Origin of the sequence: Acinetobacter sp. SWBY1, from assembly GCF_002946595.1 — a bacterium.
In the GTDB taxonomy this organism is placed as follows: Bacteria; Pseudomonadota; Gammaproteobacteria; order Pseudomonadales; family Moraxellaceae; genus Acinetobacter; species Acinetobacter towneri.
On record NZ_CP026616.1, the window covers coordinates 1874726 to 1901028 of the forward strand.

Consider the following 26303-nt stretch of genomic DNA (forward strand, 5'->3'; position numbering starts at 1 on the left):
CATCGAAAAAAATAAAAAAACAAACCTTATCTAACTTCTTTGTGTACAGTGACAGTAACCTTAACCTACCTCTCCCCATACACCGTTGCAATCAAATGCTCCACCACTTGCGGCTCAGCCAAAGTCGAAGTATCTCCTAAACTATCCAATTCATTCGCTGCAATTTTCCGCAAAATACGGCGCATGATTTTACCTGAGCGGGTTTTAGGTAAAGCAGGTGCCCAATGCAGCGCATCAGGCGTTGCCACAGGCCCCAAAATTTTGCGAACCCAATTGACTAATTCTTCACGCAATTCCTCTGACTCGGGTGTACCAACTTGCAAAGTTACAAAGGTGCAAATCCCCTGTCCTTTAATCTCATGGGGCATACCCACCACTGCCGCTTCAGCCACAGCTTCATGCGCTACTAGGGCACTTTCAATTTCCGCAGTACCTAAACGGTGCCCCGAAATATTCAAGACATCATCCACACGCCCTGTAATCCAGTAATAGCCATCTTCATCACGGCGTGCACCATCTCCTGTAAAATACGCACCCGGATAGGTCGAAAAATACGCTTCAATAAAACGTGCAGGGTCGCCCCAAATACCGCGCATTTGCCCTGGCCATGAATCTTTCATAATTAAATTGCCTTCGGTCGCGCCTTCCAGTTCATTACCTTCGGCATCGACAATAGCAGGTTGCACGCCAAATAATGGGCGGGTTGCCGAACCGGGTTTCAGTGGCGTTGCACCCGGCAATGCTGAAATTAATATGCCCCCAGTTTCGGTTTGCCACCATGTATCTACAATTGGGCAACGTCCTTCACCTACTACGTTGTAATACCAGTTCCATGCTTCAGGATTAATCGGCTCACCGACTGAACCAAGTAAACGCAAGCTGCTGCGGTCACTTTCACGTACAAAACGATCTCCCTCTCGCATCATGGCGCGAATGGCAGTCGGCGCGGTATATAAAATGGTGATGTTGTGTTTATCGACAATATGCCCTGTGCGCGCCCAGCTTGGATAGTTCGGCACCCCTTCAAACATCACGGTAGATGTACCATTCGACAATGGCCCGTATAAGACATAAGAATGCCCTGTAATCCAGCCTACATCTGCGGTACACCAAAACACATCATCCTGTTTCAGGTCAAAGACTTCTCGAAACGTGCTATTCACATAGGTCAAATAACCGCCTGTGGTATGCAAAACACCTTTGGGTTTTCCAGTCGAACCCGAGGTATATAAAATAAATAGTGGATCTTCGGCATTCATCGGCTCGGGTGGGCAGATATCATTCACCGACATAATTTCCATGTGATACCACAAGTCGCGTTCAGGCAACATCTCAATCGGATTGCCTGTACGATGCACCACAATCACATTTTGCACACAGTCAGTACCTGCTACTTTTAGAGCGGCATCAACATTGGCTTTTAAATAAATTGGCTTACCACCACGCATGGCCGAGTCGGCAGTGACAATTAACTTGGCCTGACAATCTTCAATTCGGCTAGCCAAAGCATCGGGAGAAAAACCACCAAAAACCACACAATGCACTGCACCAATCCGCGCGCAGGCCAGCATGGCAATCGCAGCTTCGGAAACCATCGGCATGTACAGCACCACCCGATCTCCTTTTTGCACCCCGTTCTTTTTCAGTACGTTGGCAAAACGGCAGGTTTCATCATGCAAAGAAGCAAAAGAAACCACTTTATGTCGAGAAGGATGATCTCCTTCCCAAATAATTGCAGGTTTATGCGGATGTTCTTTTAAATGACGGTCTAAGCAATTGGCACTGACATTCAGTTGCCCATCGGCAAACCATTCAATTTTAAAATGCTCGGGGTCAAAGTTGGTATTTTTGACTTGAGTAAAAGGTTTAATCCAATCTAAGCGTTGGGCTTGCTCTGCCCAATAAGTATCAGGGTCATCTATAGATTGTTGATAGCGTTGAAAATATTCTGCCTCAGTGGTGCGGGCAGTCTTTTTAAATTCATCTGGAACAGGATATACGTCTTTCATCTGCTACTTCCTTGATGTTCTTGCATCTCTCACGAGATGTATGCCACGTTATTGATTATTATTTCTGCACATTTACAGTATGAACTTTCTTTTTTATGGCTCACCATTCGGCTTTAGTCGCATAAATTTTGTACAAACAAGAGCATGCCAAATCGTTGATCGAATGCCATGTCCTTGCATTCATACTTTTCAGGTTTACATTCCACTGTACTGCGCATTGCATTATTTTTAAAGAAAATATCGTCCAATAATCGCGAGTATTAACATTTTTTTACGCAGCCAATCATCCATGCCAACGACCCTGTCTTACAGATAAAACCACATACAACTAGCATTTTAAGCGCCAAAAAATAGTACGCTCATCACTTCTCTCCAAGTTGTCTAAAATACTCGCAAATAAGCATTGCTTCATTAACTAAATTGAGTTTTTCAGGCAAAATAGTCACTTCATTTTGAATTCGGAATTATCGTGGCAGAATCCAAACCCTCACTCAGTGAAGTTTCTGAAAACACCAGCCAGCTGTTGCAGGAAGCCACTGAAAAAACCACGCAAACCGTGATCAATCATACGGCCAAGTACAATGACGCCTACTCCACCATCGACAAAATTATGGAAGGATTTTGGGAGCGTGTGCCGTATTTAATGATTGCAGCCGTGGTGCTGATTCTGTTTTGGCTGCTTGCCCGTGTGTTTAAATGGTTTGTCCGCAAGACCCTAAACAATCGTTCCTATACCCGACAAAATCTGGTTTTGGTGCTGAATCGGGTCGGTAGTTCCGCAATTATTTTCTTTGGTTTTCTGATTGCGATGGTGATTGCAATTCCGGGTTTTACCCCAAGCCAACTGATGAGTGCTTTGGGTCTAGGCTCTGTTGCAATTGGTTTTGCTTTTAAAGATATTTTCCAGAATTTATTATCGGGTGTGCTGATTTTGATTGGCGAGCCATTTAAAATTGGTGATGACATTATCGTAAATAATATGGAAGGTACGGTAGAAGATATTCAGATTCGTGCCACCTTCCTGCGCTCTCCCGATGGACGTCGCATCGTGATTCCAAATGCTACGGTGTATACCAGTGCCGTGACGGTCAATACGGCTTATACCCGTCGTCGTTGCGAGTTTGTGGTCGGTATTGGTTATGAAGATGACGTACAAAAAGCCAAAGATATTATTTTGGCCATTTTAGACCGTGACATAAAAATCTTGAGCCAACCTGCATTTAGCGTCAATGTCACTGCCTTGGCCGATTTTTCGATTAATTTAAATGTGCGTTGGTGGGTAAATACGACGGAAACCACCACTTCAGCATCCATCAGTGAAGTGCAAGAACGGGTAATTGCCGCTTTTGCCGAACATCACATTTCGATTCCTTATCCTGTGCAGGAAGTGAAAGTTTATCGTGGTGATGCAGCAGTCAATGAAGATGATTCAGCCCGCACTAAACAAACGCCCTAAAACATAAGCAATCACAGTTTCAGTACGAATAATACGGTTGCCCAAGTGCCGCGCTTGGCAGCCGTTTTTTTCGAGCAAATCAATTTCGTAGGGAATAAATCCACCTTCTGGGCCAATCACAATACTGCATGGATGTTGGATGGCATGTGGCATAGCTTGATCGGTATAAGGATGCGCCACATAAGCAGAACAATCGGCAGAAATCAAACCGGGCAAAACATCTTCCACAAAGGGTTTAAAGCGTTTATAAAGTTGGATCTCAGGTGCAATGGTATCGCCTGCTTGTTCCAAGCCCAAAGTTACATATTGATCGAGCTGCTGCAAAAATGGCGTTTGCCAATAGCTTTTATCAACCCGATAGCTGTGCAGTAAAATAATTTTTTCCACACCTAACGTCACGCTATCCATAATTAAACGACGCAATACTTTGGGGCGCGGCAAAGCCACAATCAGGGTCACAGGCAGTTTTTTTGGGACAGCTTCTTCATGCAGGGCTTTGACTTGAATTCGCTGCTCGCTGACTTCCACCACTTCGGTCAAATAACGCTTGCCACCACGAATCCCGACTTTCAAGCTGTCACCGACTTGCACACCAACATGCGTATGCAAATGCTGCACTTGCCGCTGGGTGCTAATAGACCACACTTCATTTGTGGTCTGTCGCGGGTCAAGCAAAACGATATTCATATTTAAAGATACTGATTCATCACGTGAATATGCTCAGTTAAAGAGCCACGATTTTTATACATAATCACTTGAGCATTTTGATTCAGCTGTGCACGTAACGCAGGTTCAAACAACAATTGCGTTAACGTATTTACAGCTTGTTCAGCATCTTCGACCACATACACGGCTTCTGCTGCAACAAACTCATCCACAATACTTTGAAAGTTAAAATAATTTTTGCCCAATACCGTGGCGACATTTAAGGCCAAAGGCTCTAAAATATTATGCCCACCGCCAGGTTCATTCAGCGAACCACCGACATAACAGGCCTGACTTAAGGCGTACCACAACCACATTTCACCCATGCTATCGGCTAAATACACTTGTGTTTCGGGTTGAATCGCTTCAGCCAAACTACGGCGCTGCATATTAAGTTGCAGTTTTTTCACCTGCATAGCCACTTCATCAAAACGCTCTGGATGGCGCGGCACAACAATACATAACAGTTCAGGATGCTGTGCGAAATAAGGTTTCAGTGCAGTCAATAATTGCTGTTCTTCAGGCGCATGGGTACTGGCAAGGGTAATAATTTTGCGATGTACCAATTGCCATGTCTGTTGCAACTGCGCGGCTTGCTCTACAAAATCTTCTGGTGCAGTAATATCAAATTTAATATTACCCACCACTTTTGTACGCTCGGCAGGCATCCCCAATGCAATAAAACGCTGCTGTGTGGCAGGGTCTTGCGCCAAAAGTTGCTGCAATTTTTGCAACATGCCGCGAGTTAATCCTTTAACTTTGGCATAACCTTTGGCCGATTTTTCCGAAAGCCGCGCATTAATCAACAAACACGGGACTTGAAAATGCTGCGCCTGATCAATCAAGTTTGGCCATAACTCTGTTTCGACCAGTGCCAATAATTTAGGCTGATATTTCTGATAAAACTCACGAATTAAATGCACCTGATCGGCAGGTAAATACACAGCTTGAAATAAATCTAAATACGGTGCTTTTAAAAATAATGATTTGGCGCGTGCCTGCCCCGTTTTGGTGGTATTGGTGACTAAAACGGGATGTCCCACTTTTAAATAATGTTCAATTAAAGGTTGTGCGGCATTAGTTTCCCCCACCGACACCACATGAAACCAAATGGCATGTAAATTTTTAGCAGGCTGAAATGGGCCAAAACGCTCAAGCAGTTCTTGTTGTAATTGCTCAGGATGTTCGGCACGTTTACGAATACGTGACTGATAAATCGGTTTTAACAGCGCCAAGGCTGCGTTATACCAAAATGGAGTAGCCAAAAGATGCGCCCCAAAGAAAGATTATCGGCAAAATATAACAGAGCCACACGCGCATGTTAATTGCATGTGGCGCTATACTGGCTTTTATTCTACAGCGTGTTGTGTTTCCGCCAAAGTTGGATAATCGATATAGCCTTCTGCAACGGCTGTACCAATCATGTTTTCCAGCTTGAGTTCGTTTAAAGGTACATCTGCCAATAAACGCTCATACAAGTCTGGATTGGCAATATACGCCTTACCAAATGACACCGCATCGGCCTTGCCCGAAGCCAATAATTCCACGGCATCAGCACGACTTAAACGCATGTTCGCGATATATGGCACACCGCCTGAACGTACTTTCATTTCTTGGGAAATGCTGTCTTCGGCTAAATATTCGCGGGTAAAGAAAAAGGCGATTTTACGCTGCCCCAATTGCTGCATGACATAGCCAAAGGTTTCACGTGGATCATCATCTCCCATGTCGTGCTCATCGCCACGTGGTGCTAAATGCACACCGACTCGACCTGCGCCCCAGACTTCAATTAAGGCGTCCATCACTTCTAACAAGAAACGCGCACGATTTTCAACCGAACCACCGTATTCATCGTCACGTTGGTTGGTTTTGCTTTGCAGGAATTGATCAATCAAATAACCATTGGCTGCATGCAACTCTACCCCATCAAATCCTGCTTCTTTGGCACGGATGGCGGCTTGTTTATATTGCTCGGTAATGGTGTGGATTTCTGCAATTTCTAAGGCACGTGGCAACACATATTCACGTTTAGGACGCAACAAACTGACATAACCTGCTTGTTGTACCGCACTTGCCGATACTGGTGTTGCACCATTGAGTAAATCTGGATGTGAAACACGACCTACATGCCACAGTTGCGCCACAATCAAACCACCTTTGGCATGCACGGCATCGGTAACGAGTTTCCAACCCTGCACTTGAGCATCGGTAAACAATCCTGGGGTATTTAAATAACCATTGGCTTCTTCAGAAATTACCGTTGCTTCTGAAAGAATCAAACCTGCACTGGCACGCTGTGCATAATATTCTGCCATCATTGGCGTTGGAACACGGTCATCGCTGGCGCGGCTACGGGTTAAAGGTGCCATCACCACACGGTTTTTTAGATGCAGATCACCCAAAACTAAAGGAGAGTCTAATTCAGCCATTTTTGCCTCTAATCTCACAGTTAAAGTGAGTGTTTTAAATATTCGACATATTGCTGAATGAGTGCTTCATTACGAGAAAAATACGACCATTGTCCATATTTTTCTGCACGAATAAGACCTGCCTGTTGCAGTACCGATAAATGATTTGACATGGTCGATTGCGACACGTTGCCCAAACGCTCAATGTGTCCTGCACATACGCCACGCTTAAAGTCGCCACACTCATCTACCGACAAAAATTGTTCTGGTGCTTTTAACCATTCTAAAATTTGCCGACGGGTAGGATTGGCTAAGGCTTTAAAGATTAAATCGACATCCATCATTCAGACACATATTCGTAAATATAAGCCCAATTCAGCAGCTGCTTTTAATATATCGTATTTTTTCGATATTAATATCGTTTTTTTACGATTTATATAAATTTTTAAGCAACTCAACTGAATTGGGCAGGCTCATTATGATCTTACAGACCCTAACTTATAGACCCTGTTTTAAACTGGCTTCAATAAACTTATCTAAATCACCATCTAAAACTGCACCTGTATTTGAAGTTTCCACGCCTGTACGCAAGTCTTTAATACGTGAATCATCCAATACATAAGAGCGAATTTGGCTTCCCCAACCAATATCAGACTTCGAGTCTTCCAGTGCTTGAGCCGCCTCATTACGTTTACTCATTTCCAGTTCATACAACTTGGCACGTAACTGTTTCCACGCATGGTCACGGTTGGCGTGTTGCGAACGTTGGTTCTGACAAGCAACCACAATACCTGTAGGTGCGTGGGTTAAACGTACCGCAGAGTCAGTTTTGTTAATGTGCTGACCACCCGCACCCGATGCACGATACGTATCGGTACGAACATCGGCAGGGTTAATATCAATTTCAATATTGTCATCCACTTCTGGTGAAACAAACACTGCAGAAAATGACGTATGACGACGGTTACCTGAGTCAAATGGCGATTTACGCACTAAACGATGCACACCCGATTCAGTGCGCAACCAACCATAGGCATATTCGCCTTCTACGCGAATGGTCGCAGATTTAATCCCTGCCACATCACCATCCGATTCTTCCATCAATTCTGCTTTAAAGCCGTGACGTTCAATCCAGCGCATATACATACGCAACAGCATCGATGCCCAGTCTTGCGCTTCTGTACCACCCGAACCTGCCTGAATTTCGACATAGCATGGGTTTGGATCCATTGGATTGCTGAACATACGGCGGAATTCTAATTTCGCCAGTTCTTCTTCAGCAGAAGTCAATTCAGACTGCACATCCACCAATAAATCTTCATCATCGGCTTCAACGGCTAAGTCCAACATGGCTTGGGCATCTTCTAACTGTGTCGCCAAACCTTCTAGGACATGAATCACGTTTTCAAGCTCGCCCTTTTCTTTGGCCATGGCTTGCGCACGACTTTGATCATTCCAGATTGCAGGATCTTCTAACTCGCGGAGAACCTCTTCTAAACGCTCTTTTTTCAGATCGTAGTCAAAGATACCCCCGTAGTGTTTGACCACGTTCGTTCAAGTCTTTTAATTGGTTTAGATAAGGATTAATTTCCACGTAAATTCTCTCAATTAACAATGAAGCTCAATAGCCGATAATTGTAGCACAGACCTGTTCTGGCATTTCTACCCTGCTGCAAATTCCAGCATAACTTTTCAGCTTTTATAAGTTGAATGCTAAATATGGTTAAAAATAAAGATCGCTTTAAACTTTTAAAGTGAAAGCCTGATGATATCCAACCTAAAATAGCATGCACGATTAACACGGATATTTATCTTAATGGCCGATCTATCGCCCTGATTTTTTGCCTGACACATTCAGCTGAAAACATGCTTAAAAGTGGTGTATGGTAATTGCTTCAACCCGCCAAAATAAAACAAAGATGAAACAAGTTTGATTATTTAATGATCAACTTTAGTAAAATTCACAAAATACACATAGTTTTAATAAAACAAAACATTTAATTATTTCATTTATATTTCAATCACTTAAACTCAAAATATTACACAAATTTACGCTTGTAACAAAGCGGCAACTTTCCTGTGATTGACGCTGATTTTTTTTCGCCTAGACTGAAAGTTGTAACAAAAAATTTAACTGTTAACCAGATTTCAGAGGGGTACTTTCCATGAAAAAATTAGCAATCGCATCAGCCCTACTTTCAGCTTTGGCTATCACTGGTACTGCGAACGCATACCAAGCTGAAATTGGTGCATCAGCAGGACTGATTGATCCAGACAACGGCAGCTCAAGTGGTTCATTCGGTGTAGATGGTACTTATTACTTTAACCCTGTACAAACCCGTAATGCACCTTTGGCAGAAGCAGCGTTCCTTGATCGTGCTAGCAACGTAAATGCCAAATACCAATATGACGAAGTTGGCGACAATGAAGCGCATACTTATGGCGTAGGTGCAGAGTACTTTGTACCGAACTCAGACTTTTACTTAAGTGGTAATGTGAGCGGTCATGACTTGAAAGACAATGATGACCTAAACAATGATTTAACCACCTATGGTGCAGAAGTGGGTTATTTACCAGCACCGGGCTTGTTAATCGCAGCAGGTCTTAAAGGTTGGGATAATGACCGTGATGATGGTGTAGACCCGACTTTACGTGCTAAATACGTAACTACACTTTCAAATGGTAAAGACATCAACCTTGAAGCAGGTGCTGCTTTTGGTGATCTCGATGAATACAATCTTGCTGCAGATTACTTCATTGATAAAACGCTAAGTGTAGGTGTCGATTATTACAGCAACGATATCAACGATAATGATGAGTTTGGTGTGAGTGCACGTAAATTCTTTACACCACAAGTCAGCTTGGAAGGTCGTGTAGGCTTTGGTGAAGTTGGTAATGCTGACTACAACCGCTTTGGTGTCGCAGCTAAATATCGCTTCTAATCCCTCACATTAAAAGAAAAAAAATCCGCTCAAATTTGAGCGGATTTTTTTATTTGGATTACTGCTCCAAATGCACAATCTGCAACTGCAAACTCACATTGCCATTAAACACATTGCGCTCTAACTCATAAACCAAACGCACATCATCCCGCATCGGGTTAAATTCAAATTTATCTTTAGCACCAAACGCAATCGCATCAACCACTTGCCCATTGTCCAATGCCAAACGCAATTTTAAATGACTGTCCTTCAACCATCTAAAATCAACCACTTTAAACCGTCCCTCAAACACAGGCTGCGGAAACTTTTGTCCCCACGGTGCTAAATGCTGCAATAAATCTACCGTGTGTAAATCAAAAGCTTCTTGCGGCAATTCACCATCTGTCCACAGCACGGCATGAAATAAATCTGCATCCATTTGCGCAATGATCTGTTCAAAGACCTGTTTAAATTCTGCAAAGTGCGCCTTTTTAATGGTCAAACCTGCCGCAGCCGCATGTCCACCAAAATGACTGACCAAATATGGATATTGCTCTGCAACCAATTCAATGGTGTCACGTATGTGAATCCCCTCAATTGAACGGGCAGAGCCTTTAATATGCTCACCATCTTCATCGGCAGCAAATACAATCGCAGGGCGATGAAACTGTTCTTTTAAACGTCCTGCGACAATTCCAATCACACCTTGGTGCCAATGTTCTTCAAACATGATCAAGGCATGCGGTAAATCACTTTGATCTAACTGCAGCTTTTCCAATTCTGCCAGCGCATCTTGTTTAATTTGCCCTTCAACCTGACGACGTTCCTGATTCAAAGCATTTAACTGACGCGCCAAAGCATAGGCACTTTGCATATCCGCTGCCAGTAAACACTCAATTCCAATGTCCATGGTTTCCATGCGCCCTGCAGCATTAATGCGTGGCCCCAAGACAAAACCCAAATCCTGCGCTTTAAGCTGTGCGGGTTCACGTCCTGCCAAATCCAGCAATGCGCTAATCCCAGGACGACATAAATTCTGCTGTATCCGTTTTAAGCCTGCATCCACCAAAATACGGTTGTTATAATCCAGACTAGCGACATCGGCATAGGTGCCCAAGGCCACCAAATCTAAATATTGCGTTAAATTTGCAGCAGATTTACCCTGTTTTTTACGCTGACTGGATAAGTTCGCCAACACATAAAATGCCACGCCCACACCTGCCAAAGCTTTACTTGGAAAATCACAACCCAATTGATTCGGATTCACCACAGCCTCTGCATTTGGAGTGGCTTTTGTAGTGAGGTGGTGATCGGTGATGATGACCTGCATCCCCAAAGCTTGCGCACGCTCCACACCTGCATGACTGGAAATGCCGTTATCTACCGTAATTAATAAATCAGGTGCATAACGCTCAAAAGCCAAATCGGCAATGGCGGGGGTTAAGCCATAACCATATTTAAAACGGTCAGGTACTAAATACTGCACGTGTGCGCCCATTTCGCGCAATGCCAAAATCATGAGTGTGGTACTGGTCGCGCCATCGGCATCGTAATCGCCCACAATTACAATTTTTTTCTGCTGATCAATCGCCTGATCCATCAGCTGAATTGCTTCTGGTAGACCTTTCATGCTTGGAGCAAGCAAGTGCTTCAGTTTAAGTTCCAGCTCCTGCTCAGACGCAACGCCACGGCGCGCTAAAATTTGAGCAACAAATGTAGAGACGCCCTGAAAGTTTTCAGGGCGTGTAAGTAAAGGTCTTTGTTTTATTAGAATTTTTGACATAGTTTCCAGTGATTTAAGGCATCAAGCGTTGTAGTTTCCAGTCACCTTCAATTTTTTCATAAGCTAAGCGGTCATGCAAACGGTTCGGACGGCCTTGCCAAAATTCGTAATAATCAGGCTGCAAGCGGTAGCCACCCCAAAATACGGGTTTTTGCAATTCAGATTGATCACCCACTCGGGCATGCAAGTCTTGGAAACGCGCCTGTAGTTCTTCACGGCTGGCAATCACACCACTTTGCGGAGTGCTAATATGCGCAGCGATTTGGTTGTCACGTGGGCGTTTGTGATAATACGCTGTCGATTCTTGCTCATCAATTTTTTCGACATAACCGCTGACACGAATCTGACGTTCCAGTTCAGGCCAGTAAAATAACAATTCAGCATAAGGATTGGCCGCTAAATCCAACCCTTTTTGACTGTCATAATTGGTATAAAAGTCATAGCCTGCTTCGGTAGCTCCACGCAGCAACACAGTACGCACATGCGGACGACCTTGCGCATTGGCAGTCGCCAATGACATCGCATACGGTTCATGCAGCTTGGCTTCTAAGGCATGGTTAAACCAATTCAAAAACTGAATATGCGGATTGGCACTGACCTGTGCTTCTAGCAATTCACCTTTTTGGTAACTTAAACGCAGCTCACTTAAATCTTTAATTAAATCACTCACGATTTACCCCCCTTTTAGACGGCATGACGACGTACAGCATCGGCTAAATCTTTCGCCATTGCCTTCACTTCAGCCAAATCATCACCTTCCACCATGACACGAATCACAGGTTCAGTGCCCGATTTACGAATCAATAAGCGTCCACGACCTTTCAGCTGTTCCGTAGCACGGTCAAACTCTTCCACCAAGGCAGGAACAGTATACGGGTCAAACATATTTGCTAAGCGCACATTTTCCAGCACGTTTGGCAACAGTTTAAAATCTGCCACCAATTCATGCAGGGCTTTATTTTGTTCGACCATCACCGTTAACACTTGCAAAGCCGCAATAATTGCATCACCTGTAGTGCTCTTATCCAAAGTCAAAATATGCCCCGATGGCTCACCACCAATCACCCAGCCATTTTCTTCCAGACCTTGTAGCACGTAACGGTCACCGACATTGGCACGCAGTAATGGTACTTGGGCTTTTTCCAACGCTAATTCCAATGCCATATTGCTCATTAACGTCCCGACAATACCTGCAGGTTTTTTCGAGCCTTGTGTAGCAAGAATATATAAAATGTGGTCGCCATCAATTTGCTTGCCTTGACTGTCCACCAAAATCACACGGTCTGCATCACCATCAAATGCAACACCCAAGTCCGCCTGATGTTCAAGCACTGCTTTTTGCAAACTTTCAGGATGGGTTGAGCCGCAATTTTCGTTGATGTTTAAACCATTCGGCTCATTGTGAATAGCAATCACTTTCGCGCCTAATTCACGGAATACCGCAGGACCAACATTGTAGGCCGCACCATTGGCGCAATCGACCACAATGGTGAGGTCATTTAAATCTAAATGATATGGAAAGGTCGATTTACAAAACTCGATGTAACGCCCATTGGCATCTTTAACACGAACACTTTTACCCAAGTTGGCTGTATCTTCAATTTTTAATTCTTGCTGCAATTCTTGGTTAATTTCTTCTTGCAAGGCATCTGGTAGCTTTTTACCTTCGCCCGAGAAAAATTTAATCCCGTTATCAAAATATGGATTATGCGATGCTGAAATCACAATGCCTAAACTGGCATGCAGGGCACGGGTTAAGTGCGCAATAGCAGGCGTAGGCAATGGACCGAGCAAATGCACATAGACACCTGCGGCATTTAAACCCGCCTGTAATGCTGCTTCTAAAATATAGCCTGAAAGACGTGTATCTTTACCCAATACCACAATAGGTTTATTTTTTTTGGTGTGTTTTTTTAAAACTTTACCTGCTGCAAAACCTAGTTTTAATGCAAAATCAGGTGTAATTGGTAACTCTCCAAACTTCCCTCGAATGCCGTCTGTACCAAAATAACTCATATTGTTCTCACTTCTTAGGGGTGATCTTTATCATCACTTTTTTACTGCGAGTTACTTTACACCAAAAATGAAAAAGCCGTCACATTGATGACGGCTTTTATTTGAAAATGCTACTAAATATCAACCAACGCGATAGTTCATATTAACCAACGCGATAGTTCGGCGCTTCTTTAGTAATCGTCACATCATGCACGTGAGATTCCTGCATACCTGCTGCAGTAATTTTCACGAATTTAGCATTTTGGCGTAGATCTTCAATAGTTGAAGAACCTGTATAACCCATAGATGAACGTAAACCACCCATCATTTGATGCACGATGTTGCCCATTGGGCCTTTGTACGGTACACGACCTTCAATACCTTCTGGTACAAGTTTTTCTGCACCTGCTTTCGAGTCTTGGAAATAACGGTCTGCAGAACCTGTTGCACCTGCCATTGCACCCAATGAACCCATACCACGGTATGCTTTGTAGTAACGACCTTGGAAGAATTCAACTTCGCCCGGTGCTTCTTCAGTACCTGCAAGCAATGAACCGACCATAATGGTACTTGCACCTGCACCAATTGCTTTGGCCATATCACCAGAGAAGCGAATACCACCATCGGCAATTAATGGAATCTGTTCTTTCAATGCATTGGCAACAGCGTCAATTGCAGAGATTTGCGGCATACCAATACCTGCCACAATACGTGTGGTACAGATTGAACCTGGGCCAATCCCCACTTTCACTGCGTCTGCGCCTGCATCTAACAATGCCAAAGCAGCATCGCCAGTTGCAATGTTACCGCCAATTACTTGAACTTGTGGATAGTTAGCTTTTACCCAACGTACACGCTCAATTACGCCTGCAGAGTGACCGTGTGCAGTATCAACCACAATCGCATCGACACCTGCTTCAACCAATGCTTCTACACGGCTTGGTGTTTCTGCGCCTGTACCCACTGCAGCACCCACACGTAAACGACCTAAGTCATCTTTACAGCTGTTTGGATACAATTCTGCTTTACGGAAATCAGTGACCGTAATTAAGCCTTTTAATTCCTGCTGGTCATTCACCACCAAGACTTTTTCAATACGATGCTGTTGCAATAAAGCTTGAATGTTTTCTTTAGATTCGTCTTCGCGTACTGTCACTAAACGATCTTGACCTGTCATGATATTGCTGACAGGTTGTTCAAGGTTGGTTTCAAAACGTGTATCACGTCCTGTCACAATACCGACAACTTTGCCATCTTTCACCACAGGCACACCGCTGATGTTGTTGGCTTGAGTCAGCGCAATCAATTCACGTACTGTGGTTTCTGGGGTTACGGTAATTGGATCTTTCACCATACCCGCTTCAAATTTTTTCACACGGCGCACTTCGGCTGCTTGCGCAACGATGTCCATGTTTTTATGCAAAATACCAATACCACCGTTTTGCGCCATCGCAATTGCCATACGAGATTCAGTCACCGTATCCATTGCTGCTGAAACCAAAGGAATATTCAGGTCAATGCCGCGCGTAAAACGTGTCTTTAAGGAGACATCTTTTGGGAGAACAGTAGAATAGGCAGGGAGTAATAAGACATCATCGAAGGTTAACGCTTCTTGAACGATGGTCAGCATAACAGTCTCACTGGTAATTTCCGTGAGCCATTATAAACAAATCTGGGCACAAATTTCATTTGTTCTCTAAGAAATATTTTTTATTCTGCCCTTCTGGGGGATGCGACATGAAAAAATCGGTAATTTTCATCTAAAAATTGAAGTTTTCATCCTTAGTTTGCTTTTTAGCCGTGCAGGTTTAAAACTTGTGATGTTTCATTTTTCAGGCAGATAAAGCCGCTTCAATGTGAACCATGATTGGCTATTTATCCAAAATTAGCCGTAAAAAAAAGCAAAGCCGCAGCTTTGCTTTTTCAATCTGGATTGCGATCAACAACTTAAAGCACCATTAAACCACTTGATCGAAGTCATCATCATTCACAGAAATGGCTGGATCGACTTGCACAAATGGAATCATGTTATGCGCACGACGTGCTTTATTGCATTGATCATCGGCAATTTGCACTTCTTTACAAGAGCTGCTGCGTAATTCATAAATCCCGCAGCTCACTTGCTGTCCAACTTCACCTTCTAAAGCGACACAACGCGGCTGACTCTGATTGGTACCACACATGCATGAATAGACTGCTGTTACTGGTTCCGTGTAGTGCTCAGGCATATTCATGCCTTCAGCCCAATAAAATGAAACACGGAAATAAGCGCAACACGCGCCGCAGCTTAAGCAGGCATCTGCTGTAGGTACTTGAGACAACATTCGTTAAGTTCTCGTCATCAAAAAAATCGTTTTTGGGCGAAAATCTTAAAAAAAGTTGTTTTTGCACTCAAGTTTTTTTTACAGTTTTTTCAGCTTTTTTTGTCGCTTATTCAGGGCAGCTAAAAACGTGTTCGTCCATCAAATCGACGCCACATTCCAGTGTTTCAATCCAGTCTAAGAATTGATTCACCTGTTCTTTGCCCACAAATGGCGTACCGTGTTGCGGCACAATCATTTCAACGTCCATGGTGCGTACCATATTCACCCAGAGGCGAATCACTTTATTGGAACACATATAGCGCTGATGGAAGCCTTTCATCGCAGGAATATGCGCAGCAAAATCAGTCAATGGAATTGAAGCATCTTCCACCATTGACGCACCCATATCACCAGAAAATAAAATTTTGGCGATAGGATCATAAAACTGGAAATTACCAACAGAGTGTAAGAAATGCGCAGGCACAGCAATAATTTTAGACTCGCCCAAAGGAATTGCCTGACCTTCATCTGGCAGTTCCACCAAACGATCTAACCAGTTACCTTTCATACGGTCGCTCATAAAAGATGAGCTTAAGTGCGGCAAGAAACGCGCCCACAATTTTGATGCTACGATTTTTGCTTCGGTATAGACCAACCAACGCGGCATTGAAGTGATGATGTCTGGGTCTTGGTGCGATGCCATGACATAGTCAAGATTGGTCAAACGGGTATATTTGTTTAATTCCATGGTCAGTGGTACATAGGTCAGGTCGCCACCTGGGTCTAGCACTGCGGCACGGTTATTATCAATGATCAGAAATTGGTTGGCCTGAACACCTTCACCTTTGACCAAACTGGTAAAACTAATACATTTATGTGTCCCATTATCAAATAAGACCTGCGATGTTGTACGGTCAAATGCCATAACCAATCCCCAATTTTTTCATTTTAAAAATAGATTTTCTATCACTGAATAACATATAGCTATTTATGGAAAGTTACAATAAATAAAATGGCTCAGATTATCTGAAATATCAGTGAATTGCAGTACCATTCACATAAATAAATCCTGAGCAGTTTGCTCAGGATTTATGCATTTTAATGAATAATTTAGAATAAATAATGTTGCGCCAAAGTCGACACACCAATAATTAGGAAAATCAGTGCACCAATTTTATGAATTAAAGCAATTGGCAATCGGGTCGCTAATTTATTGCCAATAAATACCGCAGGTGCATTGGCCAGCATCATCCCCAAAGTGGTTCCAAGCATGACCCAAAACACGCTGTCATAACGTGCGGCTAAAGCCACTGTGGCAATTTGAGTTTTATCGCCAATTTCTGCCAAAAAGAACAATACAAAGGTCGCGCCAAATACACCGTATTTTTGCCACTTGTTGATGCTTTCAGTTTCATCATCTAGCTGGTCTGGAATAAGCATCCAAATCGCCATGCCAATAAAACCTAAAGACAAAATCCACAATAAAATTTCTGGGCTAAGTACCGTGGTAATCCACTGCCCTAAAACTGCAGAAAGTCCGTGGTTAATGAGTGTTGCCAGTAAAATAGCAACCAAGATTGGAGCAGGTTTACGAAAACGTGCCGCGAGTAATAAAGCCAATAGTTGGGTTTTATCACCCATTTCGGCTAAGGCGACAATGGCAGTCGAGATGAGGAATTCATACATGATGTTTTTCTCTGGCTAGCACACATACCAATGACCTATCCCTCCTGCTAGCCAAAATCTGCAGAGTGATAAATCAAAGGTCTTGCCAACAAAAGAAAGCTTGAAAAAGCAGACTTGGTTCTTTGCTATGATGACCATGTTCTGTGGAACAAATATGTTGACCATCACCTTTTTACTGCATTCAGTTGAAACAGAAATTAGTAAAAAGCGGCTACTCCCCAATGAAGTACAGCTATTCTAAACGGAATACTGCGGTTAAGCAAATTTAGCCGAATAACGGCAGTGACAAAAAACCCTGCCGCAGCAGGGTTTTATAAAGCTTTTCTGAGTTTAGAGCAGCAAGCTACGAATATCTGCCAACAACTGGGTCAGTTTATGGGTAAAACGTGCTGCATCTGCGCCATTAATTACCCGATGGTCATACGACAATGACAATGGCAACATCAAGCGCGGATCAAAGCCTTCACCATTCCAGACAGGCTGCATGGTCGCTGGTGAAATACCCAAAATCGCAACCTGCGGCCAGTTCACCAACGGCGTAAATGCCGTACCGCCAATCGAACCTAAACTGGTGATGGTAAAGTTTGCACCTTGTAAATCTTTAGGCGACAACTTTTTATCACGCGCTTTTTGACTCAACTCACCCAGTTCAATCGCAATTTGTTTAATCGATTTCTGATCTGGATTGCGTAGCACAGGCACGGTTAAACCATCAGGGGTTGCCACGGCAATGCCCATGTGGATTTCTTTACGCAGCAGCACAGACTTTTGATCATCTGCCAAATGCGCAGCGAAATATGGCTCATCTTTCAGCAAATGCGCTACAGCTTTGGCAATGAACGCCAAAATGGTCAGGCTGACACCTTCTTTTTTGAAGTTGGCTTTCAATTCACCGCGCCACGCTTCTAGCTCAGTAATATCGGCCAAATCAAATTGCGTGACTTGTGGGATGTAATTGTTCAGGGACAATTGCGGAATTGACACTTGTTGTAAGCGCGTCAAACCTTTTTCTTCCACGCCACCAAATGCAGTAAAGTCAGGCAGCTTTGGCAAACCTGTAACTTGCTGTGTTGTAGCAGCGACAGGAGCCGTCTGCGGCGCAGTAAGACGCGCTTTAACATAAGCCTTCAAGTCTTCTTTGAGTACACGTGCATGTGGGCCAGTGGCGTTTACATCGGCTAAAACGACACCCAACTCACGTGCCAGTTTACGCACAGCAGGACCTGCATACACTTTTGCATTGGCTTCATGTTGTGCCTTGCTCAGTTTATCTACATTCGTTTGCACGCTTGCTGCAACTGTCGTGGTTTGTGCTGTAGATGCAGCGCTGACTGCTGCCGATGCACTTGGTGCAGAGGCAACTTGGGCTGCTGCAACTGCGGTTGGTGCAGCTGCATCTGCAGTCACTATCGTCACTATGGCATTGCCCTGCGCAACACTTTGTCCTAATTCCACGTGGATGGCTTGAATCATGCCTGCAGTAGTACTTGGCACTTCAACTGTGGCTTTGTCCGACTCCACCACAATCAAACTTTGGTCAGCGGCAACTGTATCGCCTACGTGTACCAAAATTTCAGCAACTGTGGCTTTATCGACCCCTAAATCAGGTACTGCAACTTCAACCTGAGCTGATGCTGTAGTTGTTTGTGGTGGAGATGCAGTTGCTGCGCTCACTGTCGCGGCAGCCGCTTCTGCTGGTGCTGATTGAGGTGTTTCCACCTGTGTAACTGCGCTAGATGTGGCGGTTTTCACTTTCAGAATTACCACACCTTCTTTTACGGTATCACCCGTATTGATTTGGATGGCAGTGACTGTACCCGACACCGTACTCGGCACTTCTACCGTGGCTTTGTCTGACTCCACCACAATAAGGCTTTGATCAACATCAATCACATCGCCGACTTTTACGAGAATTTCCCCAACAACAGCTTTTTCCACACCAATGTCAGGTACTTGTACATCTACTTCTTGCGCAGTGTTTGATGTCGCTGAGCTTGGTTCTGCAGCGATCACTGGTTCAGCATCTTGCTTCGGTGCAGCATCTACTTGGGCTTGCGGTGCAGCAACTTCTGTAGCAGCTGCCGTTTGAGCTTCAGTTTCCAACTCAATCAGCACCGCACCTTCAGTCACTTCATCGCCTTGTTGTACCAAAATACTTTTCACCACCCCTGCAACGGTGCTGGGTACTTCAACAGAGGCTTTGTCTGATTCCAATAGGACAATGCTGTCATCAACTGCAATCGTGTCGCCAACTTTGACAAGAATATCTGCAACAGTGGCTTTATCGACACCAATATCAGGCGTTTGAATTTGCATGATCAGTGCTCCTCTTTGTAGTCAGCAACCGCTTGTACTTCAGGAACCGCTTGCGGTGCCCACGCGACAGGACGATCTGTATCTAACTCAAATGTCGAGATTGCATCTTTGACCAAACGCGCATCGACTTCGCCTTCATCAGCCAGTTTTTTCAAGGTGGCTACCACAATGTGTGCAGCATCGACCCCAAAGTAGCTACGCAAGTTACCGCGGGTATCGGAACGACCATAACCATCGGTACCTAAGGCAACAAATGGACGATTGTCTGGCAAGTAACCGCGAATTTGCTCGCTATAGGCGCGCATGTGATCGGTAGCAGACACGACAATGCCATCTTTGCCACGTAACTGTTGTGAGATCCACGGCTCTTTGCTTTCTTCAGCCAATGGATGCAAACGGTTGTATTCTTCACACGCCATACCATCACGCGCCAATTCATTAAAACTGGTCACACTGTAGACATTCGAGTGGATTTGATACTCTTCACGCAAGATTTTCGCCGCTTTGATGACTTCACGCAAAATCACACCTGAACCTAGCAATTGAACCGTGGCTTTTTCATCTTCCTGCAGTAAATACATGCCGCGCTTAATGCCTTCTTCCACACCTTGTGGCATTTCAGGATGCTCGTAGTTTTCATTCATTACGGTGAGGTAATAGAACACGCGCTCCTGATTGACATACATGCGTTGCAAACCATCATGCACAATCACGGCAAGCTCATAACCAAAGCATGGGTCATAGGACACACAGTTTGGAATAGTATTGGCTAAAATATGCGAGTGACCATCTTGGTGTTGCAAGCCTTCACCATTGAGTGTGGTACGTCCTGCAGTGGCACCCAACAAGAAACCTTGCGCCTGTGCATCACCTGCCGCCCATGCAATATCCCCAATACGTTGGAAACCAAACATGGAGTAATACATATACATTGGGATCATTGGTAAGTTATTGGTCGAATAACTGGTACCCAAAGCTGCCCAAGCACTCATTGCACCTGCTTCGTTAATGCCTTCTTGCAGCATGTGACCGTCTTTGGCTTCACGATAATGCATCAATTGTTCTTGGTCTTCAGGGGTGTATTTTTGCCCATGTGCGGCATAAATACCCAGTTGACGGAACATGCCTTCTAAACCGAAAGTACGTGCTTCATCGGGTACAATGGGTACCACACGGTCTTTAATGGCTTTTTCTTTGAGCAGGGCAGAAATCAAACGCACCATCACCATCGTGGTCGATTGTTCTTTGCCACCTGAACCTGCCAAGACTGAATCGAAAACTGATAATTCAGGAATTTGTAAAGCTTCGCTGTCTTTACGACGCGCAGGCAAATAACCACCCAACGCTTCGCGACGCGCTTTCATATATTTCAATTCAGGCGAATTTTCACTTGGACGATAGAACGGCACTTCTTCAAGTTGCTCATCGCTAAATGGCAAGTTAAAGCGGTCACGTACATATTTTAAAGAATCCAACTGCATTTTTTTGATTTGGTGGGTTTTGTTCACCGCTTCAATTTCATCAGACAAACCATAACCTTTGACAGTTTTGGCTAAAATGACCGTTGGCTGACCTTTAGCTTTGGTCGCTTCTGCATACGCCGCAAATACTTTGTACGGGTCGTGACCACCACGGTTCAGATTATCAATATCTTCATCGCTTAAATCTTTGACTAATTCTTTGGCTTCAGGATATTTACCAAAGAATTTCTCACGGGCGTATGCACCGCCTTTCACTTGCAAGCGCTGATAATCGCCATCCACCGCTTCTTCCATGATGGCTCTTAATGCACCTGTGTCGTCTTTGTCCAATAAAGCATCCCAATGACGCCCCCAGACCACTTTAATCACGCGCCAACCTGCGCCACGGAATAACGACTCAAGTTCTTGAATGATTTTACCGTTACCGCGTACAGGGCCATCTAAACGCTGTAAGTTACAGTTCACCACCCAAATCAGGTTATCTAGCTTTTCACGACCTGCCAGTGAAATTGCACCCAAACTTTCTGGCTCATCCATTTCACCATCGCCTAGATATGCCCAGACTTTACGGTCTTCTTCTTTAATTAAACCGCGGTTCATTAAATATTTTTGAATATGTGCCTGATAAATTGACATGATTGGACCCAGACCCATCGATACCGTTGGGAACTGCCAATAGTCAGGCATTAAATAAGGATGTGGATAGCTAGGTAAACCGTTACCGCCCACTTCACGGCGGAAATTATTCAATTGATCTTCGGTTAAACGCCCTTCTAAAAATGAACGGGCATAAATACCGGGTGCACAGTGACCTTGGTAGTAGATCATATCACCGCCAAAATGATCACTATTGGCACGGAAGAAATGGTTAAAACCAACATCATATAATGTGGCTGAAGATGCGAAACTTGCAAGGTGACCACCTAAATCATCACCTGTTTTATTGGCACGCAATACCATTGCCAACGCATTCCAGCGAATCAGGGCGCGAATACGACGCTCCATATCCTGATCGCCCGGCATGGCAGGTTGTTCTTCCACTGAAATGGTATTGAGGTAAGGAGTATTTAATCGCTGAATGGGTACATGCTTTGCAATTGCACGTTGGTACAGTTTTTCGAGTAAAAATGCTGCCCGTTCAGTACCCATATGTTGTAACACAGCATCAAAGGCGTCTTGCCATTCTTGGGTTTCTTGTGAGTCCGTATCACCGTAAAACGCCATAATTCACTATTCCTAAGCCTAATCGTATGCTTTATATGTATCATAATTTAGACTTTAGTAGATATGGCTAATCTTAAATGCGTATCCTGCATACTATTTAGAAAATAAATAGTGATTGACACTTTCTTACAGCAAATAACAAAAAACCGCCAATTTAGGCGGTTTTTTATACAATAAAGCAGATACTGCGTGTTATTATTTTTTTAGGTGATAAGTTGATGTCTGAAATGTCTCACTAGATTTCGCTAAAAGCTAAAACGTGAGTATAAAGAAAAGCGACCTTTGCCGCTTTAATTTCATGTTTTAATTTGTAGTTCGCGTGTAGTTTACAGTGAGTGTGGCTAGAGCATGAATTTCTAGCCAAAACATTACGGCAACATTGCTAAATAGGTAGAAGGGTTCTTACGTTGACCATCTTTCACTACTTCATAATGTAAGTGAGGACCTGTACAACGACCTGTACAACCTACGTTGGCAATATGTTCACCTGCTTCAACGCGGTCACCTACACGTGCGATTAAGCGTGAAGCGTGTGCATAGCGCGTGATATAACCATTGCCATGGTTAATTTCTACATATTGACCATAACCTGTGCCCCAACCTGACTTAGTCACAATACCTGGGCCAGTCGCATAAATTGGTGTACCGCTTGGTGCAGCAAGGTCTAAGCCTGAATGGTTTTCAGCACGACCACTCATGACACGACCGCCATAGTTCGAGCTAATACGTGCATTTGGTAATGGATGTGACACTAACCAAGCATAAGGATTTGAAGAAGCAAAACGGGTGCTGGTATTGGTACCGTATTTTTTTGCTAAAGACGCATTGTTTAATTCTGTAGTCTTTTCACGAAGCTTAACGGTCATCTGCGTTTGTGCAGGAACATCAATGTCTTGTGTTTCTGTATAAGAACCTTGTGACAAGGTGCGGGTTAATTGCTCAATACGATCAGTCGATGAATTTTGAGAATCTAACTCAACTAAATCAGCAAATGCGACAGATGCTGCCGAAGCTGCCAGTGAAAACGCTAATAAAATACGGCGCGAATGCATAAAAAAACCTCTTAACTGTTCTTACTTGAAGTTCCTTGTGATCTCTTCCTTGATATCTACTGAAAGGAGCGCATAAGATTAGGGCATAAACATGAAGGAATGATGTATGTCCGAACCTGTGAATCTCTTTCAACAAACAAGAAAACACATAAAAACAGGAAACCTAACGTTTCTCTCAACCCAAGTTGCTGCATGGCAGAAACTTGGCAAACTTATTCAACCTTTACTGCCGCAACCAGAGCAATGGCAGGTGGTTTGTTATCAACAAGGTGTCTTAACCATTACTGGAACGAATCAAGCGATGGTCAGTCAACTTGCTTATTTGCAAAAGCAATACATTACTCAACTGTCACAACTGCATGAACTGAAAGACATACAAAAAATTCAAGTTCGTTTAAGAGTTGAATCTCAAACGCCCCCAAAAAGCGAAAAGCCTTTAAGAACACTTAGTCCAGAAACTCAAGATATGTTACGAGGTGCTGCTGACTTTGTGAGCGACCCTAAGCTTAGCCAAGCTTTGTTACGTTTGGCAAGCAAAAAAAAATAATTGTTTGCAGAAAACACCAAAAACTCGTGCTCAAATTTGTGATGAAATTCACATATTATTGTTGTTACATTATAACGTAGTAAGAAAAGACAATGACTTATGTCACATGCACAAAAGTGATCGGGCAAGAATTTATGTCATCAAATGTTACAATTTCATAACTGCTTGGATCGCTCTGAACATTGCGTAATAACTGATTATTTAAGGCATGTCCTGATTTATAACCATCAAACTTGGCAATAATTTGATGTCCAAGCAAGTACAAATCCCCCACAGCATCTAAAATTTTATGCCGTACAAACTCGTCCGAGAAGCGCAAACCTTCTTCATTGACCACGCCTGTATCATCTACCCCAATGGCATTATCTAAACTCGCACCCAAAGCCAAATTATTGGCTTTTAAATAGTCCAAATCTTTCATAAAGCCAAAAGTACGTGCGCCACTGACTTCATAGACAAAGGTTTCTGTAGAAAAATCGATGGTGGCAGACTGATATTCTTTTTTAAAGGCAGGATGATCAAAGTCGATGGTGAAATTGAGCTGAAAACCTTCGTGTGGACTGAACACCGCACGTTTATCGTCAATTAATGCTTCTACAGGTTTTAAAATTTTGATGAACTTTTTCGCAGCATCCTGTTCTTTTAAACCGCCCTGCATCAACAAATAAATAAAAGGTCCTGCACTACCGTCCATAATTGGCACTTCAGAGGCAGACACTTCAATAATCAAGTTATCAATGCCCAACCCTGCAATTGCACTCATGACATGCTCGATGGTGCCAACTTTGGCATCATCCTGAACCAAATTCGAGCACATAAATGCTTCTTGAATCAGCATGGCATCGGCTGGAATATCGACAGGCGGATTTAAATCGATACGACGAAACACAATTCCCCCATCGGCATGATGCGGCACAAAGTTGATCAATACTTTTTGACCACTGTGCAGACCAATACCGCTCGCCTTGACGACACGTTGTAGGGTACGTTGTTTCAGCATGTTCTCAATTCATCTAAATTTTAAAACCGCTATACGTTAGCATATTTAGCCATTGATAAAAAACAAAAAAGGCAGTTTAAAACTGCCTTTTCCCGATCACACAATGAAATTGAGGATCTTGGCTTATTTACGCTGCTGATTTTTCAAATAGTCTTGAATACTCATCGGCGTTGGACGCGCAGAGCCTGATGTTGTTGTCGCACTAATTGCAGGCGCAGTTTCTGCCTGCTGACGCTGAATTGCAGGCACATCATCTTCTTCTACTGCCGCTGTTGGTGCTGCAGAAGTGGTTTGTGTCACGGTGCGTTTTGCAGGCTCTGGTGTATCGCCTGTGTTACGCGCTAAACCAGTAGCAATAACAGTCACGCTAATTTCGTCACGCGCTTCAGGATCAAATACCGTACCGTAGAATACTTGGGTTTGTTCGGTATCTGAAAGTTGATGAATCACGTCCATGATCTCTTCGATTTCACCGAAGGTCACATCATCACCACCCGTTACGTTAATCAACAAGCCTTTGGCATTGGCAATGGTTACGCTATCGAGCAATGGGCTACGAATCGCTTGTTCAGCCGCTTGACGCGCACGGTTTTCGCCACGACCTGAACCAACACCCATCATCGCATAACCACGCGTGCTCATTGCCGTTTTCAAGTCAGCAAAGTCAAGGTTGATGTGACCCGGACGCACCACCAAATCAAAAATACTGCGTACACCGTTCAACAAAACGTCATCGGCTTTTTTATACGCATCTTTCATTGAAATATCGCGGTAAACTTTCATTAAACGCTGGTTTGGAATAATGATTAAAGAGTCTACATGCTGCTCTAATGCCGCAATTCCTTTTTCCGCAGAAAGTAAGCGACGCTTACCTTCAAAGTTAAATGGCGTAGTCACCACACCAACGGTCAAAATACCCATTTCTTTGGCAATTTCAGCAACTACTGGCGCAGCACCTGTACCTGTGCCACCACCCATCCCTGCAGTCACAAACACCATGTCTGTACCTTCAAGTTGCTGACAAATTAGCTCGCGGCTTTCTTCTGCTGCAGTTTGACCCACTTGAGGATCGCCACCCGCGCCTAAACCACGTGTGCTTTGCTCACCTAGCTGGATTTTGAATTGCGAATTCATGCGATCCAATGCTTGTTTGTCCGTATTGGCACAAACAAATTTTACACCCTGAATATCCGACTCAAGCATGTGCTGCACAGCGTTACCACCTGCACCACCCACACCAAACACAGTGAAACGGGCTTGACCGTTGCTATCGGTTTGATCATCTATAAATTCAAATGAGGCCATGACCTTTAGATTTCCTAATACGTTATTGGCAGTCACTTAAGCCCGTATACTGCCTTGATCTTCATAAAAATTATTTTTAAGAATGCTGTTCAACTTCTGGCTTGTCAAGTAC

At 43.8% G+C, this 26303-nt stretch carries 21 protein-coding genes and 1 riboswitch; of the genes, 3 read left to right on the forward strand and 18 right to left on the reverse strand.

All coding sequences use genetic code 11. From position 1 onward, the window contains the following. Nucleotides 1-65 precede the first annotated feature (65 nt). A complete protein-coding gene (acs, locus tag C3Y93_RS09110) occupies nucleotides 66-2009 on the reverse strand; it encodes an acetate--CoA ligase (protein ID WP_104852713.1) in 1944 nt (647 codons plus the stop codon). A gap of 469 nt (nucleotides 2010-2478) precedes the next feature. Here acs and C3Y93_RS09115 point away from each other — a divergent pair, with 469 nt between their 5' ends. Further along, nucleotides 2479-3465: a mechanosensitive ion channel family protein gene (locus C3Y93_RS09115; protein WP_004974276.1), complete on the forward strand. Its 987-nt coding sequence runs from the start codon at nucleotides 2479-2481 to the stop codon at nucleotides 3463-3465. Here the strand turns inward: C3Y93_RS09115 and C3Y93_RS09120 are convergent. The 5 genes from C3Y93_RS09120 to prfB form a co-directional block, all read right to left on the reverse strand. After that, complete coding sequence (locus C3Y93_RS09120) at nucleotides 3439-4152, reverse strand: 16S rRNA (uracil(1498)-N(3))-methyltransferase (RefSeq protein WP_104852714.1); 714 nt, start codon at nucleotides 4150-4152, stop codon at nucleotides 3439-3441. The two genes, C3Y93_RS09115 and C3Y93_RS09120, sit on opposite strands and share 27 nt — an antisense overlap. A 2-nt stretch (nucleotides 4153-4154) precedes the next feature. Continuing rightward, nucleotides 4155-5435, reverse strand: coding sequence for a 3-deoxy-D-manno-octulosonic acid transferase (locus C3Y93_RS09125; protein WP_104852715.1), 1281 nt, complete (start codon nucleotides 5433-5435; stop codon nucleotides 4155-4157). An 84-nt stretch (nucleotides 5436-5519) separates the two neighbouring features. Next, nucleotides 5520-6599: an alkene reductase gene (locus tag C3Y93_RS09130; protein WP_096901672.1), complete on the reverse strand. Its 1080-nt coding sequence runs from the start codon at nucleotides 6597-6599 to the stop codon at nucleotides 5520-5522. Between the two features lie 20 nt (nucleotides 6600-6619). Continuing rightward, on the reverse strand, nucleotides 6620-6919 hold the full coding sequence (locus C3Y93_RS09135; protein WP_019837093.1) for an ArsR/SmtB family transcription factor: 300 nt from the start codon (nucleotides 6917-6919) through the stop codon (nucleotides 6620-6622). Nucleotides 6920-7076: 157 nt separating this feature from the next. Continuing rightward, nucleotides 7077-8172, reverse strand: a protein-coding gene (prfB, locus tag C3Y93_RS09140; protein ID WP_104852716.1) for a peptide chain release factor 2 whose coding sequence is annotated in 2 segments (ribosomal slippage) — nucleotides 7077-8099 and nucleotides 8101-8172 — 1095 coding nt in all. Because the reading frame shifts where the segments join, the coding sequence is not laid out codon by codon here. A 571-nt stretch (nucleotides 8173-8743) separates the two neighbouring features. Here prfB and C3Y93_RS09145 point away from each other — a divergent pair. Next, on the forward strand, nucleotides 8744-9520 hold the full coding sequence (locus C3Y93_RS09145; protein WP_004974263.1) for a putative porin: 777 nt from the start codon (nucleotides 8744-8746) through the stop codon (nucleotides 9518-9520). Nucleotides 9521-9578: 58 nt separating this feature from the next. Here the strand turns inward: C3Y93_RS09145 and recJ are convergent, their stop codons facing one another. From recJ to C3Y93_RS09195, 10 genes are all read right to left on the reverse strand, one after another. Further along, nucleotides 9579-11282 carry a single-stranded-DNA-specific exonuclease RecJ gene (gene recJ, locus C3Y93_RS09150; RefSeq protein ID WP_104852717.1) on the reverse strand — a complete coding sequence of 568 codons (1704 nt, stop codon included), beginning with the start codon at nucleotides 11280-11282 and terminating at the stop codon, nucleotides 9579-9581. A 13-nt stretch (nucleotides 11283-11295) separates the two neighbouring features. Beyond that, a complete protein-coding gene (gene pdxH / locus C3Y93_RS09155; RefSeq protein WP_104852718.1) occupies nucleotides 11296-11952 on the reverse strand; it encodes a pyridoxamine 5'-phosphate oxidase in 657 nt (218 codons plus the stop codon). A 14-nt stretch (nucleotides 11953-11966) separates the two neighbouring features. Further along, nucleotides 11967-13298, reverse strand: a complete 1332-nt coding sequence (gene glmM, locus C3Y93_RS09160; RefSeq protein ID WP_104852719.1) for a phosphoglucosamine mutase — start codon at nucleotides 13296-13298, stop codon at nucleotides 11967-11969. Between the two features lie 142 nt (nucleotides 13299-13440). Continuing rightward, nucleotides 13441-14907, reverse strand: a complete 1467-nt coding sequence (guaB, locus tag C3Y93_RS09165; RefSeq protein ID WP_004974257.1) for an IMP dehydrogenase — start codon at nucleotides 14905-14907, stop codon at nucleotides 13441-13443. A 328-nt stretch (nucleotides 14908-15235) separates the two neighbouring features. After that, the gene (locus tag C3Y93_RS09170) at nucleotides 15236-15601 is read right to left on the reverse strand and encodes a YkgJ family cysteine cluster protein (protein WP_004974255.1); all 366 of its coding nucleotides are present in this window, start codon (nucleotides 15599-15601) and stop codon (nucleotides 15236-15238) included. Between the two features lie 106 nt (nucleotides 15602-15707). Continuing rightward, entirely contained in the window at nucleotides 15708-16505 is a 798-nt protein-coding gene (locus C3Y93_RS09175; RefSeq protein WP_004974253.1) for an MBL fold metallo-hydrolase, read from the reverse strand. A gap of 185 nt (nucleotides 16506-16690) precedes the next feature. Further along, nucleotides 16691-17266 carry a TMEM165/GDT1 family protein gene (locus tag C3Y93_RS09180; protein WP_004974251.1) on the reverse strand — a complete coding sequence of 192 codons (576 nt, stop codon included), beginning with the start codon at nucleotides 17264-17266 and terminating at the stop codon, nucleotides 16691-16693. Nucleotides 17267-17338: 72 nt separating this feature from the next. Continuing rightward, nucleotides 17339-17498: riboswitch (yybP-ykoY riboswitch) on the reverse strand. A 98-nt stretch (nucleotides 17499-17596) separates the two neighbouring features. Continuing rightward, the gene (locus tag C3Y93_RS09185) at nucleotides 17597-19582 is read right to left on the reverse strand and encodes a 2-oxo acid dehydrogenase subunit E2 (RefSeq protein WP_104852720.1); all 1986 of its coding nucleotides are present in this window, start codon (nucleotides 19580-19582) and stop codon (nucleotides 17597-17599) included. Nucleotides 19583-19584: 2 nt separating this feature from the next. Further along, complete coding sequence (gene aceE / locus C3Y93_RS09190; protein ID WP_004974248.1) at nucleotides 19585-22287, reverse strand: pyruvate dehydrogenase (acetyl-transferring), homodimeric type; 2703 nt, start codon at nucleotides 22285-22287, stop codon at nucleotides 19585-19587. 368 nt (nucleotides 22288-22655) lie between these two features. After that, on the reverse strand, nucleotides 22656-23339 hold the full coding sequence (locus C3Y93_RS09195; RefSeq protein ID WP_096901653.1) for a M23 family metallopeptidase: 684 nt from the start codon (nucleotides 23337-23339) through the stop codon (nucleotides 22656-22658). A 106-nt stretch (nucleotides 23340-23445) separates the two neighbouring features. On the opposite strand from C3Y93_RS09195, the gene C3Y93_RS09200 reads away from it, so the two are divergent. Further along, nucleotides 23446-23886 (forward strand): DciA family protein, encoded by a 441-nt coding sequence (locus C3Y93_RS09200; protein WP_104852721.1) that lies wholly within the window; start codon nucleotides 23446-23448, stop codon nucleotides 23884-23886. Nucleotides 23887-23983: 97 nt separating this feature from the next. On the opposite strand, the gene lpxC is transcribed toward C3Y93_RS09200, so the two are convergent. Further along, entirely contained in the window at nucleotides 23984-24886 is a 903-nt protein-coding gene (gene lpxC, locus C3Y93_RS09205) for a UDP-3-O-acyl-N-acetylglucosamine deacetylase (RefSeq protein ID WP_104852722.1), read from the reverse strand. A 123-nt stretch (nucleotides 24887-25009) separates the two neighbouring features. Further along, on the reverse strand, nucleotides 25010-26191 hold the full coding sequence (gene ftsZ, locus C3Y93_RS09210; RefSeq protein WP_004974238.1) for a cell division protein FtsZ: 1182 nt from the start codon (nucleotides 26189-26191) through the stop codon (nucleotides 25010-25012). Between the last annotated feature and the right edge of the window lie 112 nt (nucleotides 26192-26303).